Genomic DNA, 12,970 nt, shown 5'->3' with positions numbered 1-12,970 from the left:
GGCTGTCGCACACCGCATCCGATGCTTCCCGGATGCGGAACTGAGGAACGATTCGTCAGTGACCACCTCCTCGATCGCCAGACTTCTCGTGGTGCTCGGACATTTGACTGTTCGGTGATGCTTCGTCCCCTTCCGGCGGGTCCGGCCGACTGCTCCGGGTCTATCTGTCATCCGCCGGAAGGGGACGGACAAGGGGGAACTTACTTCTTCCGGGCAGTTCACCTGCCCGGCCACTTGGACTCGTTAATTCGAACGACAGCGACTGTATAACTCGCTGCAGCGAATGTCTACACCCGACACGGCAGATTTTCGGCTGCCGGCAGGAGTGTTTATGTCACATGCATGGCCCGGGTTTCGCGGGCGCAGGGACCGGGTAGATCCGAAGTGCCCGAGCGGACGGAGGGGGCGAGGCTCATGGGCACGGCTTCACCCGGGCGCGGGTTCCAGGTCGTGGATCGGCGAAACGCAGCACGGCTATCGGGAGCCGACATGGGCAATGACCAGATACTAGAAATCGCCACCGAGGCGATCCGGCGCTCTTCAGCGCGGTTGATCGCCGCCGACGCCAGACTCGCCGCATCTCAGGCCCGACTCACTCGGGCACAACAGCAGCTCGACACCGCGCGCCGCGCCGCGGCTCAGATCAGAAGGCCGCGGTTCTGCCCGCCCAGGCCCGCGAGTGGCCCCGACGGATCTCGCGGTTGAGCGTCGGCGAGCGAGAAGTCAAAAGTGATCCGACAACCCGAACCCAGGCGACGGCCTCGGAAATCAGCCACACCGGTGCAGCCCAAACCAGCCCGGAGCATCCAACGCCGACTCCCCCGCCACACCATCGACCAACTCGTCCAGGACTACCGCGACGGCGCCACCGCGCTCGAACTCGCCGCCCGATACGACATCTCAAAAACCGCCGTCCTGAACCTACTCACCCGAGAAGGAGCCACCCGCCGACACCAACCACTCACCGACGCCGACATCAACCACCTCGAAAACCTCTACCTCGCCGGCCACACCCTCACCTCCTGCAGCCGACTCACCGGCACACCCGCCAGCACAATCGAAGACGCCCTCCACAAACGCGGCACCCCCATGCGCCCCGCCGGCGGCCACCACAACCACACATGAGCCGACGCCGAGTGTCGACACACCCGAAAGCCCAACCAATTCAAACCAATAGCGAATCTTTAGCAATCGCCGAGCTCGTCAGCCGCGCGCCGCCGACCACCTCCCCACGTCGGTGACAATCAGCACCCCAGCAGGAAAAGGCCCGGACGACCACACGTACCCCGCATGATGAAGCGACGCCAACCGTCGACGGCCGACAGACAAGCTTCCAGTAGCGATCGATACGCAAATAGGCTGGGACAGTTGCTCGTTCAGCCCGGAGCGCTACGTTCGTTGAACGGCGAATCCGCAGTTCAACGGGATCCCGATCCGGTGGAATCGCTCGGATTCGCACGGAGATCGCCGGTTCACTCGGCCCTGCAGAACGTCCACAGGACGTCGTAGAACCACATCCGATCATCGGGCCGGTGATCTGCGGGACGCCGATGCGCCCGGCGATCGTCGGGGGACCGAAGAAGTACCCGGGCTGCGGGATCGTCATGCCGAGCACCACTTCGTCCACCCCGCCCACTTCGATACTGCGGTCGGCCAGTGCGCGACTGGTGACTGCCGTCGCCAAATCCACACTCGACACCTCGCCGACGGCTCCTTGCCACCGGATGAACGGTGAGGACCAGAGCAAGCCGGCCGGGATCGCGACGTTCGCCTCAATGGAAAGGTTGCTGAGCGCTGGCTTGTCTCCACGCCCCGGTATCCGAGCCCGCCCGTGCCGGTCTGATGGCCGTACCCCGCGTCGGGCCCTGATCGCCCGATGACGTCGGCGATAGAGGACCAGCCGCCGAGGCCCCGGTGCACGGCGAAGGCCGTGAACCGGGGCGGCGGAACGGTAGACGAGGTGAACGCTGACGCAACATCACTATTGCCCCAGCAGCCCCAGGAGACACAGCCACCCAGCTGGATTCGAAACAGAAAGACCACGGCATTTCCGCTGATGAGAGTGCTACAGGAACCGAAGCCAACTCGCAGACAGCGAATGATCAGAACCCACAAAATGCCCTGACCAGGGATTATAAGAATTGTGGTCCCAGCTGGTTTCGAACCAGCGACCTCTCGCGTGTGAGGCGAGCGCTCTCCCGCTGAGCTATGGGACCGGGGATTTCGAGAGCGGCTGGGGTGCCGTTCCGAACGAGAAGGAACCTTAACACGCATCCCCGGTGTCACACCAAATCGGGGCTTGACCTGGGTGTTTCAGCCGAGCGGCGATGGACGGAACGTGAACGGGCACAGAAGGTCTCGCGATGTCGGCTCGGCGCGTGGTCGCCCCCTCCACCGAGTGAAGCATCGCGGGAGATCGGGCGGGGCCGTGTCCGAACGGACCGCGGTTACAGAGTTCCGCGCCGCGGAACGAGGCCCCGGGCCGGTCCGCCGCGCCGCGACGGATGTGACCACAGGGATCGCCTGGCGCACCGGGTCGGCCGGGCGCCGCGCCGGCGCCACCGAGCCGGTGTCATCCGACGGAGCGCAACCACCCTGGAAAACACACCGGTGTTATTCACTTTTACCCCCATCTACCAGGCGATTTGTTGACGGTGCGGGTTGTGGGCTAATGTTCTCTCTCGCAGCCGGAAGGGGCCGAAAAGCCCCGGAGACGCAGCATGCGGATGTAGCGCAGTTGGTAGCGCATCACCTTGCCAAGGTGAGGGTCGCGGGTTCGAATCCCGTCATCCGCTCGAAGGCCAACCCGGCCTTGGTTGGCGGTGTGGCCGAGTGGTGAGGCAACGGCCTGCAAAGCCGTGCACACGGGTTCGATTCCCGTCGCCGCCTCTGAGTAGGCGAACCACGCGCGATTAGCTCAGCGGGAGAGCGCTTCCCTGACACGGAAGAGGTCACTGGTTCAATCCCAGTATCGCGCACCAACGAAGAACAGGTCAGCCCCGGTTTCGACCGGGGCTTTCTTGTATCCGCAGCACGGACGTAACGAGTTCGTGGACGACTGTGTCCGCCGTCTCGTCGCCTGGGATACGGTCGAGGCCCAACCAGCCGAGCGGCAAGGAGAGATGTCGTGCGCGATTCGGTAACCGTCCACATGGCCGCGCCGCCGGCGCAGGTGTGGGCGCTGGTCAGCGATATCACGCGGATCGGCGAATTCAGTCCCGAGACGTTCGAGGCCGAATGGCTCGGCGGCGCAACGGGTCCCGCGGTGGGAGCGAAGTTCCGGGGGCACGTGCGGCGCAATCAGGTGGGGCCGGTCTACTGGACCACGTGCCGGGTAGACGTGTGCGAGCCCGAACGAGAATTCGCCTTCACCGTCCTCGGACCCAAGGGGATGAGCATCAACAGGTGGGGCTATCGGCTGGAACAGCGCGACGGCGGCACCGACGTCACCGAATCGTTCGAACTCTCGACGATCCTGCCGCTGCGGCTGTACTGGACGGCGCTCGGGTGGGCGCGCGGGCGGCGCAACCACAACGATATGGCCACCACCCTCAACCGGATGAAGATCGCCGTCGAGCACGGCTGATCCGCGGGTTCGACGCGCTATTCGGCGAATTCGACGCCCAGCACCCGATCCAGCACCCGCGCTCCGCTGTCGGTCAGCCGCAGCGTGCGGCGGGTTCCCGGCCGTTCCACCCAGCCCGCCGATTCCATGCGGGTCAGTACCGCGGCACCGAGCGCACCGCTCAGATGGTGACGTTGCTCGCTCCAGTCGACGCAGAAACGCAGCAGGGGGCGGCGCCGGTCGCGGGCGGCGTCGAGATCCACGCCCAGCTCGGCGAACAGGGGCTCGGCATTCGGGCCCAGGCGGTACGGGTGGTCGGTCATCGGCGCCGAGATCGGATCTCCCTGTGCGCGGGCGGTTCCCGCGACGCCGTCGGTGCGGGTCAGCGCCTGCCGCTCGAGCAGTGCCTCGGTGACCGCGACGCCCAGTCGCCCGGCCAGGTGGTCGTAACAACTGCGCGCCCGGCGCAGCGCCGCCGCGCGGGTGGATTCCCGCAGTGAACGCACGGGTCGCGTCGGCGCCAGCACTGCCAGCGCTTCGATCGCGGCGCCGACCTGGGCATTCGCTATGCGGTAGTACCGGTGGCGGCCGGATCGTTCGACCGTGAGCAGTCCCCCCTCCACGAGCCGGGCCAGGTGTTCGCTGGCCGTGGACGCCGCGACGCCGGCCTCCGCGGCCAGCACCGATGCCGGCAGCGCGCGCCCGTCCGCCAGGCCGATCATCATGCGCGCCCGGGTCGCGTCGGCCAGCAGGGCGCCGACAGCGGCGATATCGGAATACCCGTAGAGAGGTCGGCGATCGGTCATGACTCGAGTCTGCCGCGACAACACTTCGGTGCGCACCGAATCGTGGCCGTCCGCGCACGTCCGCGGCGACAGCGGGCGGACGGTCCGCCGGCAATCGGCGGGCGACCTCGCTCCACAACCTTGACTACCGTTCCGGTTCGGCCGACATTGGGGTGGTGCGTATGCGTGCGGAGGAACTCGATGTGCCTCCGGCCGGAGGATTCGATCGGATCGGAACGGTCGAGATGACGCTGAGCGCGTTCGGTGCCGGTGATATCCACGGCTCGATCGACGAGATCGCCTATGCCGCCGCCGACCTCGGTGGCGAGTATTTCCACGTCACCGATTCCTTGGGCGCACGGGTCACCGCCGTGGTGTATCGCCGCAGTCGCCGGCGTCGGCGATGGTTCCGCCGCTTGACCTGACGCTGCGCCGCCAAGGAGGCGGTGAGCGAAAGAAGCTGCGGCAGGACGCTGTTCGCTTCACCCGCTGCCTCATCGCCGATACTTCGGTCCACACCGAAAGGTTGCGCACCGACACTGCGGATATGACTTCGACTCCACAGGTTCGCAACGCGGCCGCCATCCTCACCGTGATGTGCGCCGGGATGTTTCTGGTGTTGCTGGATGTGACCATCGTGAATGTCGCGCTGCCCGCGATCGGTCGCGGCCTGCATACCGACATCGCATCGCTGCAGTGGGTGGTGGACGGATACGTGGTCGCGATCGCGGGACTGCTGCTGGCGGCGGGAACCGTCGGCGATCGGATCGGGCATCGCCGGATGCTGCTCGCCGGATTCGCGGTCTTCGGACTGGCCTCGCTGGCGTGTGCACTGGCGCCGTCGGTCGGGGTGCTGATCGCCGCGCGGGTGGTCCAGGGCGTGGGCGGGGCGCTGCTGTTGCCCAGCACCATGGCCGTCATCGTGGACGTCTTCCCGGATCGGGCGGAACAGGCGAAGGCGCTGGGCACCTGGGCGGCGGTGTCGTCGCTGGCGTTGCCGGCCGGACCGCTGCTCGGCGGAATTCTCGTCGACCGCCTCGGGTGGCGGCCGGTCTTCTGGATCGCGGTGCCGCTGACGATCGCGGCGACCGTCGCGGCCCGGATCGTGGTACCGGCCGCACCACCGCGGCGCGGCGAGCGCATCGACGTGCCCGGACTGGCTGGATTCGTCCTCGGCCTGGGTGCGCTGGTGTTCGCCGTCATCTCCGCGGGGCACCACGCGGGGACGGCGGTCGTCGGCACCGCGGCGGTGGTCGCGGTGTGTGCGCTGGCGGGCGCCTACCTCTCGGCGCGGCGCAGCGCTCATCCGTTCCTGCCGGTGGACCTGTTGCGGCACAAGGATTTTCTCGCTCCCAATGTCGTCGCCCTGATGATGAACCTGATCTTCAACGGCATCCTGTTCATCGGCATGCTGTATCTGCAGGACACGCTGGGGCGCTCCCCCGTCGCGGCGGGCGTCAGCGTGCTGCCGCTGGCCCTGCCGCTGGTGCTGCTGGCGCCGGTGTCGGGACGATTGACCGCCCGGTACGGCCCGCGCCCGGCCATCGCGATCGGCTGCGCCCTCGCGGCATGCGGTTCGGCGATGCTGCTCACACTCGACGGCCGCGGTGGCAGCGGCGGACTGCTGCTGAGCTTCACCGTGCTCGGCTGCGGCTCCGGCCTCATCACGACATCGGTGGTCGCGGCGACGGTGCGTGCCACACCGGCGGACCGGTCCGGCCTGGCGACGGGAGTGTCCAATACCGCCCGGCAGGTCGGAACCGCCTGCGGTGTCGCGATATTCGGCGCGGTGGCCGGATCGCCGACCGGGCCGGGTTTCGTCGGCGCCATCCACCGGCTGGCGGCCGGCTCGACTCTCGCGTGGGTGGTCGCGCTGCTGATCACCGTCTTCGCCGTGGAGGCCGGCGAGTCGGCAGCGGCCGACTCGGGCCGAGACAGCCGCCTCACCGAACCCGCGCGCCGCTGAACCGTCGAAGCGGCTCGCCGCTGAACCGTCGAAGCGGCTCGCCGTTGAATCGGCCACCATATCGGCGGACACGCCCGCGCTCGCGCACCCGGAACCCGCACGAAGGCATAGGCTTTCGAAAGGACGTGCGAGACAGCGAAAGGCATGTGGTGACGACCAACCGGATCGAGGAGATACAGGCCGGGTTGCTCGACGACCTGCGCGACGGCATCTCCTTCACCTCCGAGCAGATGGCCGACACGCTGGCGGACATGGTCGCGGCCCAAGCCGAGGAACGTCCCCGCGACGGCGAGCTGCTCACTCGCCGGCTCGGGCTCGACGGTGTGCGCCCGGAGACGCTGACTCTGCTGGGCGCCCGCTTCGAACTCTCGCGCGACCGGGTTCGCCAGCTCTACACCCGAGCGGCGGGGCAGCTGCTGCGGCGGGTGCAGGCCACCGGCCATCCCGATCCGGCTGTGTTCGCCGACCGGTATCCGGTCGGGTGGGGCGATCAGCGGCTGACCCGGACGCTGCTCACCGAAACCTATGTCGGAGATTGCGATATCGCCGCCCAGGATCTGGCGTATCTGAAGTTGCGGCTGGCCGGGCATTCGCTGATCGACGCCAAACGGGTGGCCGGCTTCGTCTTCCAGCGCATCGCGGGCTGGCAGCAGCGTAGTCGGTGGCATCTCGATCGCCCCCGCACTGCCGAACCCGCTGCCGGGCAACTGCTTCCGCTGCTGCGACGGGTGGACTGGCCGAGCGGCGATCCCGGCGACCTGCCCGAGCTGCCGATCACGACGGTCGACGCCGACGACGACGCCCGCGGCCACATGTTCGCCGAGAAGCTCGGCCGCGAAACCACATTCGACACCGCTCTGCAAGCCCGGCTGCTGCGCATGCTCGACGAGGGCGAACAGGTCGACAGCTACACCGAGCGGCCCGTGGCCGTCGACTTCACCGCCGACGGCGTGGCGGACTCCTACTGTCCCACCGTCGCCGCCCGACTGACCGACGGACGCGTGCTACTGGCCGACGTGGTCGCCTTGGGACAGTTGGGATTACACGCCAACCGGGTGCGGCTCGAGGCGGCCCGCGCGCACGCGCATGCCCGCGGCTGGGGATGGCTGGTCTTCACCGGCAGCAGGCTCGGCGAGCCGGATCTATTGCGGCACACGGTGTCCGCCCGTTCGGAGAACATTCTCCGCAACCGGCTCGCCACCGGCGCCGTGCAGTGGGCCGAATTCCGGAGCCTGGTCGACGAGACCGGCCTGGAACCGGTGGACCTGATCGCGCTCGCCCTGCGCCACGGCTGGCGCTGGGATCGTGCCCCGTTCCGGCTGAGCGCGACCTGACCTCACTTCAACATGAAACCCGCAACGATGAACGTCACGATCACCAGCATCGCGAAACAGGTCATCAGCTGCCAATGCAGCACCGCTTCGCGCTGACGCGCGATCCGTACCCGCAGACCGGCCTCGAGCCGGTCGCGATCGGACAGCCGGCGTTTGACCGCGTCCAGCTCCCCGGCGACGAGTTCGGCGCGTTCGAGCCGATGCATCATCTTGTGCATCTGTTTGGCTTTGTCGCGAGTCGCCCTGCGCGCCAAGGCCAATTCGGTGCGCTGGTCGAGCAGTTCCTGCCGCTGCTGCGCGATCATCATCGCCTGTGCATGGGTGTGGGCCTCCCAATCGCTCACCGTCGCCCACCCTCTCGTGTCCTCGTCCAGATAGCCGCAGGCCAACTCGCCCGCGACCCAGCCATCGATGAATTCCCTTATTTCCCAGGGGGTTTCCCTGGGGCTGAGGATACCGTCGGAATCGATGACCAGCCCACCCGACAATGCCCGGTACTCACATCCGGCGGCGGCGAAATCGTCCACGCCCAGCGCCGGTATCTGCCCGATCCAATATCCGGTCGGGCACAGCCACAACACCTCGTCACAGCCCACCGCCTTCAGCCGGGCCGTGCGTTTGCGCGCGTGCTCGATCGAGACCGGCGCGCTGCGCACCTCGATAGCGCACAACCGGTTCCCACGCCGCCACAGCAGACCGGGCGTCTGCGCACCCAGCGGCTTGTCCACCTCGGCATCGTCGGCACCCGCCGCCAGCAGCCTGCCGCGCAACCAGTATTTGAGCCGCTGCACATCCCAGTGACAGTTGCCACAGCCGGGTTCGCGACACCGGTCACCCGCCTGATGTCCGCGCGGATTCGGCTCCACCACAGGCAGTTTCACCGACTCCAGGGGAGCCAGCGTCGTCGTCTGCTGCCTCGTCTCGGCCCGTTCTGTCGTACTCACGCGACCACTCCCCTACCCGTGCACCAGCGGCCCGTGCGGCCCGCTGTATCCAGAGTGCCGCACGTGCCAGGGGGCTACACGTCCCCGTGACCGGTTTCGTTATCCAACCGGGAGCCCCACGTGATCATCGAGTCCGGTGAACTGCGGAATCGCCCGCGCTCGGACAGCGGCGTAATCGCGACGTTGCGAAGCCGGAACTTCTCCTGCCGGGTGTGCGGCTCGGGCGCTCCGCTACCGCCTCCGGGCTTTCACCCATTAGGCTGCGCAGATGTTCGACCGCGGATACATTCCTGTATCGACCACGCTGCGGGCCGCCCGCACCGCCAATTCGGTGGCCTTCGCGCTGCAGGGCTTCTTCCTCGCGGTCGTCCTCACCGAACTGCCGCAGCAGCGGGATCGACTCGGGCTCACCGACACCGTCATCCTGGTCGCGGTCGTGATGATCTCCGGGCTGGCCGCCGGCGGCAGTTTGCTGGCCGAGCGGGTGGCGGTGCACTGGTCGAGCCGGGTGGCGCTGCGGGCCGGGCTCGCGCTGATAGCGGTGACCGGACTGGCGATCGCGATCGCGCCGAACATCGTGGTGGCGCTGATCGCGCTCGGTTGTTATGGCGTCGCGGTCGGCATGGTCGACGCGGGCACGAATATGCAGGCGGTGTTCATTCAGCACGGATACGGGCGGTTCGTGCTGTCGTCGTTCTACGCCGCGTGGAGTGCCGGGTCGATTCTGGGCGCATTGTTCGTCTCGGGCTGCCAGAAGGTCGGAATCACCCTACCGTACGCGGTCACCGTCGCCGCCGCGGTGGTCGCGGTGGCAAGTCTGGTGTTCGGGCCGCGGCTGCTCGGCGCCGGCCAGGCCGAGGCCCAGCCCGCCGAACCGGGCCGGGCGCCCGAAACCGTTGCGGCCGTTGCCCTGCGGGCATATCTCGCGTTGGGAATCGCGGTGGCGCTGGTGTTCGCCATCGATCTGGCGGTGGGCAACTGGTCCGCGCTGTATCTCACCGACGATCTGCTGTCCTCGTCGGCGACGGCGGCCCTGGCGCTGGCCGCCTACCAGGGCGCCTCGCTGCTCACCCGGCTCAGCGGCGACTGGTGGGTGCGCCGATACGGCGCACGGGCGGTGGTCCGGGTGGCCGCCGGGATCGGCGTGCTCGGCCTGGCACTGGTCGTGGCCGCGCCCGGACCGGCCACGGCACTGGCCGGATTCCTCATCGCGGGCCTGGGCCTGCCCGTGATCGCACCGCTGTGCTTCAGCGAGGCCGGGCGGCTGACCGAAGGCCGCGGACTGGACGCGGTGATCGCCCGGCTCAATCTGTTCAACTACGCGGGCACGCTGATCGGTGGCGGCGTGGTCGGGGCCGTCGCCGATGCGTCGAGCTTGCGGACCGGGTTCGTGATCCCGCTGCTGTTCGCCGTCGTCCTGATCGCCACCGCGCGTTTCTTCCGGCCGCGCCCGGCGCCCGGCGAGCTGTCGTCGACCCGTTCCGGACATGTTGTACTGGACCCATGACCGAGCAAGTCGTCGTCGACCGCGCCGGGATCTGGGACGCGGAGGAATTGAGCGACGTCGCGACCGCGACGTTTCCCCTGGCGTGCCCGCCGGAGTTGACCGAGGAGAACATCGACACCTTCATCACCGAGGTGCTGTCCGGCGAACGGTTCGGCGAGTATCTGAGCGATCCGCAGCGGATCGTGCTCAAGGCCGTCGTCGGCGGCGAGATCGTCGGCTACACCATGCTGATCTCCGGTGAACCGGTCGATCCCGCGGTCGCCGCCATGATCGCGGCCCGCCCCGCGCTCGAGATCAGCAAGATGTACGTGATGCCCGGCCACCACGGCAGTGGCGTCTCGACCGCCCTGATGGACGCGGTGGTGGATTACGCTCGCCGCGGCGGATATTCGGTGGTCTGGCTCGGTGTCAACCAGCGCAACGAGCGGGCCCAGCGCTTCTACGGCAAGCACGGTTTCCGCCGAGTCGGCACCAAGACCTTCACCGTCGGCAATCAGGTATGCCACGACTTCGTGATGCGACGGCAGGTGTGAATCCGGCTGTTCCGCAACCGGATTCGGCCCGCCCGTCGAAACCGCCGGTCAGGCGAGCAGTTTCGCCTTCAACGCCGCGATATCGCCGTCGGTCAGCTTCAGTCCGTCGTGCACGTAGTTGCCGAAACTGCCGTAGCTCTGATTCACCTGATCGAAGGCGGAATCCAGGGCCGACTGCAGCACTCCGTCGACCGCGTCGCCCTCGGCGGCGTCGCGGTAGTAGTTCGACAGCAGGAAGTCGTAGTTCACGGTCTCGCGGTCCACGCCGAGGATCGTCAGCAGGACAGCCGCGGTCCAGCCGGTACGATCCTTCCCGGCCGAGCAGTGGAACAGCACCGAACCGTCGCTGCCGGCGATGTCGTGCAGGACACCGGCGAACGCCTCGCTCGCACCGGGAGCCGTGATGAACGCGCGATACAGGTCGCTGCCCGCGCTCAGCGTCGAGGCCATGACCTGGGGCGGGGCCTGCCCGATCACATCGCGAATGTTCAGCGTCGCACCGACCGGTACCCGATCCGGCCCCAGCGCGCGTTCGTAGCTCGTGCGCAGATCGTCGACGACCCGCAGCCCGCGCGCGGACAGCGCGGCGGCATCCGCGTCGGACAATCTGCTCAGGTCCGCGGTGCGGAACACCAGGCCGGTCTCGACGACGTGGCCGTCGGTGGTGCGGTATCCGCCGATATCGCGCGCGTTCTGCACACTGGCCAGCCGCAGCGACCGGTCTTCGGTGTGCACCGAGACCGACGAGGGGGCCGGGGGCGGGTCGGCGGCAACCGCGACACCCAGCGCCGGACCGGCCGCGATGAGAGCGCCGACGGCGACGGTGGCGGCGAGGCGAATCGAACGATGGGCCATGTCAGCTCCGTTCAGAGGGAAACTGGACAGTCGTCCATGGTAGGAAATTCGCCTCCCGACAGTACGCTGTACGAACCGGGATCAGCCCGCCGGGACCTCGAATCGCGACAGCGCCAGCAGGCGCGAGATCGCGCGCAGATACTTCTTGCGGTAGCCGCCGCCGAGCATCTCCTCGGAGAAGATCTTGTCCAGCGGCGCGCCCGACACGGTGACCGGCGTCCCGGCGTCGTAGAGCCGGTCGGCCAGCACCACCATCCGCAGCGCCACCGCCTGATCGGTGATGGTGTGCACCGCCGAGATGTAGACCGCCGACACCCCGGCGATCAGCGAACCGTACTTCGACGGATGCAGCGTGCTCAGGTGCGTGAGCAGTGCGTCGAAGTCGTCCAGCGTGGAATTCGTTGTGGCCGCGGCCTTTTCCGACAGCAGCGCCGGATCGGTGGGTTCCGGCGCCGGCGGCAGATCGCGGTGGCGGTAGTCGGGGCCGTCGACGCGGACGGTGTCGAACAGCGAACCCAGCTTGCGGATCTCGCGCAGGAAGTCCTGGGCGGCGAACCGGCCCTCACCGAGCTGATCGGGCAGCGTGTTCGAGGTCGCCGCCACCGACACGCCGCGCGCGGTCAGTTCGGTGAGCAGTCGCGACACCAGCATGGTGTCGCCCGGATCGTCGAGTTCGAATTCGTCGATGCACAGCACGCTGTTGCCGCCCAGACGTTCCACCGCGTTCGTGAAGCCCAGGGCGCCCACGAGATTCGTCACCTCACCGAAGGTGCCGAACGACTTCGGCCCCGGGGAGGCATGGAAGATCGAGGCCAGCAGGTGCGTCTTGCCGACACCGAATCCGCCGTCGAGATACAGCCCGGCGCCGTCGACCCGCTTCTTCTTCCCGAACAGTGACTTCTTACCGGCGGCGGCATGAATCTTGCCCACCCGCGCGGCGAAATCCTCGGCCGCGCGCACGGCCGCGGCCTGGCTCGGCTCCTTGGGATCGGGAATGTAGGAGGCAAAACTCACCTCGTCGAACGTGGGCGGCGGCACCATCTGGGCGATGAGTTGATCGGCCGGAACCTCCGGATGACGATCGACGAGGCGTTGTTGCACGCTCGTAGCGTACTGACGTGGTGTGATCGGACCTTATGCAGCGTGTCCCCGATGCGATCCAGTTCACAGCACTGACCACCGGCGGTGCCGGCGAGATCACCGACCTGGTTCAGCTCTACACCTATCCGGCGGCCCTGGAACGGCCGTGGATCCGGGTCAACTTCATCGCCAGCCTCGACGGCGCGGTCACCGTCGACGACCGCTCCGGCGCCCTGGGCCGGCCCGCCGACGCCACCGTCTTCGCCATCCTGCGCGATCTGGCCGACGTGATCGTCGTCGGCGCCGGGACCGCGCGCGTGGAGAACTACGGCGGTGCGCGCACCGATTCCCGGCGGCGCATGCGCCTGCACCACCACGGGCTGGGCGGGGCGCGCGACGGG

General features: G+C 67.9%; 13 protein-coding genes and 4 tRNA genes. 11 read left to right on the top strand and 6 right to left on the bottom strand.

Going from position 1 to position 12,970, the window contains the following annotated elements; translation table 11 throughout:
• Positions 1-780 precede the first annotated feature (780 nt).
• The gene (locus NN2_RS34405) at positions 781-1,125 is read left to right on the top strand and encodes a hypothetical protein (RefSeq protein WP_063019336.1); all 345 of its coding nucleotides are present in this window, start codon (positions 781-783) and stop codon (positions 1,123-1,125) included.
• A 40-nt stretch (positions 1,126-1,165) separates the two neighbouring features.
• On the opposite strand, the gene NN2_RS37550 is transcribed toward NN2_RS34405, so the two are convergent.
• Positions 1,166-1,690 carry a hypothetical protein gene (locus tag NN2_RS37550; protein WP_156511558.1) on the bottom strand — a complete coding sequence of 175 codons (525 nt, stop codon included), beginning with the start codon at positions 1,688-1,690 and terminating at the stop codon, positions 1,166-1,168.
• 454 nt (positions 1,691-2,144) lie between these two features.
• Positions 2,145-2,216, bottom strand: a tRNA-Val gene (locus NN2_RS34400).
• A gap of 506 nt (positions 2,217-2,722) precedes the next feature.
• On the opposite strand from NN2_RS34400, the gene NN2_RS34395 reads away from it, so the two are divergent.
• The 4 genes from NN2_RS34395 (at position 2,723) to NN2_RS34380 (ending at position 3,586) form a co-directional block, all read left to right on the top strand.
• A tRNA-Gly gene (locus NN2_RS34395) sits at positions 2,723-2,795 on the top strand.
• Between the two features lie 23 nt (positions 2,796-2,818).
• Positions 2,819-2,889, top strand: a tRNA-Cys gene (locus NN2_RS34390).
• 17 nt (positions 2,890-2,906) lie between these two features.
• Positions 2,907-2,981: transfer RNA gene (locus NN2_RS34385), tRNA-Val, on the top strand.
• A 146-nt stretch (positions 2,982-3,127) separates the two neighbouring features.
• On the top strand, positions 3,128-3,586 hold the full coding sequence (locus tag NN2_RS34380) for an SRPBCC family protein (protein ID WP_104364478.1): 459 nt from the start codon (positions 3,128-3,130) through the stop codon (positions 3,584-3,586).
• A gap of 17 nt (positions 3,587-3,603) precedes the next feature.
• On the opposite strand, the gene NN2_RS34375 is transcribed toward NN2_RS34380, so the two are convergent.
• A complete protein-coding gene (locus tag NN2_RS34375; protein WP_063019332.1) occupies positions 3,604-4,371 on the bottom strand; it encodes an ArsR/SmtB family transcription factor in 768 nt (255 codons plus the stop codon).
• 161 nt (positions 4,372-4,532) lie between these two features.
• Here NN2_RS34375 and NN2_RS34370 point away from each other — a divergent pair, with 161 nt between their 5' ends.
• From NN2_RS34370 to NN2_RS34360, 3 genes are all read left to right on the top strand, one after another.
• Positions 4,533-4,775, top strand: coding sequence for a hypothetical protein (locus tag NN2_RS34370; protein ID WP_063019330.1), 243 nt, complete (start codon positions 4,533-4,535; stop codon positions 4,773-4,775).
• 122 nt (positions 4,776-4,897) lie between these two features.
• Positions 4,898-6,316, top strand: a complete 1,419-nt coding sequence (locus NN2_RS34365; protein WP_063019339.1) for an MFS transporter — start codon at positions 4,898-4,900, stop codon at positions 6,314-6,316.
• 149 nt (positions 6,317-6,465) lie between these two features.
• Entirely contained in the window at positions 6,466-7,650 is a 1,185-nt protein-coding gene (locus NN2_RS34360) for a hypothetical protein (protein WP_063019337.1), read from the top strand.
• 2 nt (positions 7,651-7,652) lie between these two features.
• Here NN2_RS34360 and NN2_RS34355 read toward each other — a convergent pair whose 3' ends face one another.
• On the bottom strand, positions 7,653-8,594 hold the full coding sequence (locus NN2_RS34355; RefSeq protein WP_227462843.1) for a competence protein CoiA family protein: 942 nt from the start codon (positions 8,592-8,594) through the stop codon (positions 7,653-7,655).
• A gap of 268 nt (positions 8,595-8,862) precedes the next feature.
• Here NN2_RS34355 and NN2_RS34350 point away from each other — a divergent pair, with 268 nt between their 5' ends.
• Positions 8,863-10,101, top strand: coding sequence for an MFS transporter (locus NN2_RS34350; protein ID WP_063019326.1), 1,239 nt, complete (start codon positions 8,863-8,865; stop codon positions 10,099-10,101).
• A complete protein-coding gene (locus NN2_RS34345) occupies positions 10,098-10,634 on the top strand; it encodes a GNAT family N-acetyltransferase (protein WP_063019324.1) in 537 nt (178 codons plus the stop codon). The genes NN2_RS34350 and NN2_RS34345 overlap by 4 nt, the downstream gene beginning before the upstream one ends.
• Positions 10,635-10,682: 48 nt before the next feature.
• Here NN2_RS34345 and NN2_RS34340 read toward each other — a convergent pair whose 3' ends face one another.
• Positions 10,683-11,489, bottom strand: coding sequence for a tyrosine-protein phosphatase (locus NN2_RS34340; RefSeq protein ID WP_063019323.1), 807 nt, complete (start codon positions 11,487-11,489; stop codon positions 10,683-10,685).
• Positions 11,490-11,570: 81 nt separating this feature from the next.
• A complete protein-coding gene (gene zapE / locus NN2_RS34335; RefSeq protein ID WP_030517197.1) occupies positions 11,571-12,590 on the bottom strand; it encodes a cell division protein ZapE in 1,020 nt (339 codons plus the stop codon).
• Positions 12,591-12,625: 35 nt separating this feature from the next.
• Here zapE and NN2_RS34330 point away from each other — a divergent pair.
• Positions 12,626-12,970 (top strand): dihydrofolate reductase family protein (locus NN2_RS34330; RefSeq protein WP_174555049.1); only part of this gene is annotated, 345 nt, incomplete at its 3' end.

Origin of the sequence: Nocardia nova NBRC 15556, from assembly GCF_001613005.1 — a bacterium.
GTDB lineage: Bacteria > Actinomycetota > Actinomycetes > Mycobacteriales > Mycobacteriaceae > Nocardia > Nocardia nova.
This window is presented reverse-complemented; position numbering and strand designations above follow the sequence as displayed.

Excerpts from the sequence above, each read along its gene's own strand:
- NN2_RS34375 (WP_063019332.1), bottom strand. The coding sequence starts at position 4,371 with ATGACCGATCGCCGACCTCTCTACGGGTATTCCGATATCGCCGCTGTC.
- NN2_RS34370 (WP_063019330.1), top strand. The coding sequence starts at position 4,533 with ATGCGTGCGGAGGAACTCGATGTGCCTCCGGCCGGAGGATTCGATCGG.
- NN2_RS34365 (WP_063019339.1), top strand. The coding sequence starts at position 4,898 with ATGACTTCGACTCCACAGGTTCGCAACGCGGCCGCCATCCTCACCGTG.
- NN2_RS34350 (WP_063019326.1), top strand. The coding sequence starts at position 8,863 with ATGTTCGACCGCGGATACATTCCTGTATCGACCACGCTGCGGGCCGCC.
- NN2_RS34345 (WP_063019324.1), top strand. The coding sequence starts at position 10,098 with ATGACCGAGCAAGTCGTCGTCGACCGCGCCGGGATCTGGGACGCGGAG.
- NN2_RS34340 (WP_063019323.1), bottom strand. The coding sequence starts at position 11,489 with ATGGCCCATCGTTCGATTCGCCTCGCCGCCACCGTCGCCGTCGGCGCT.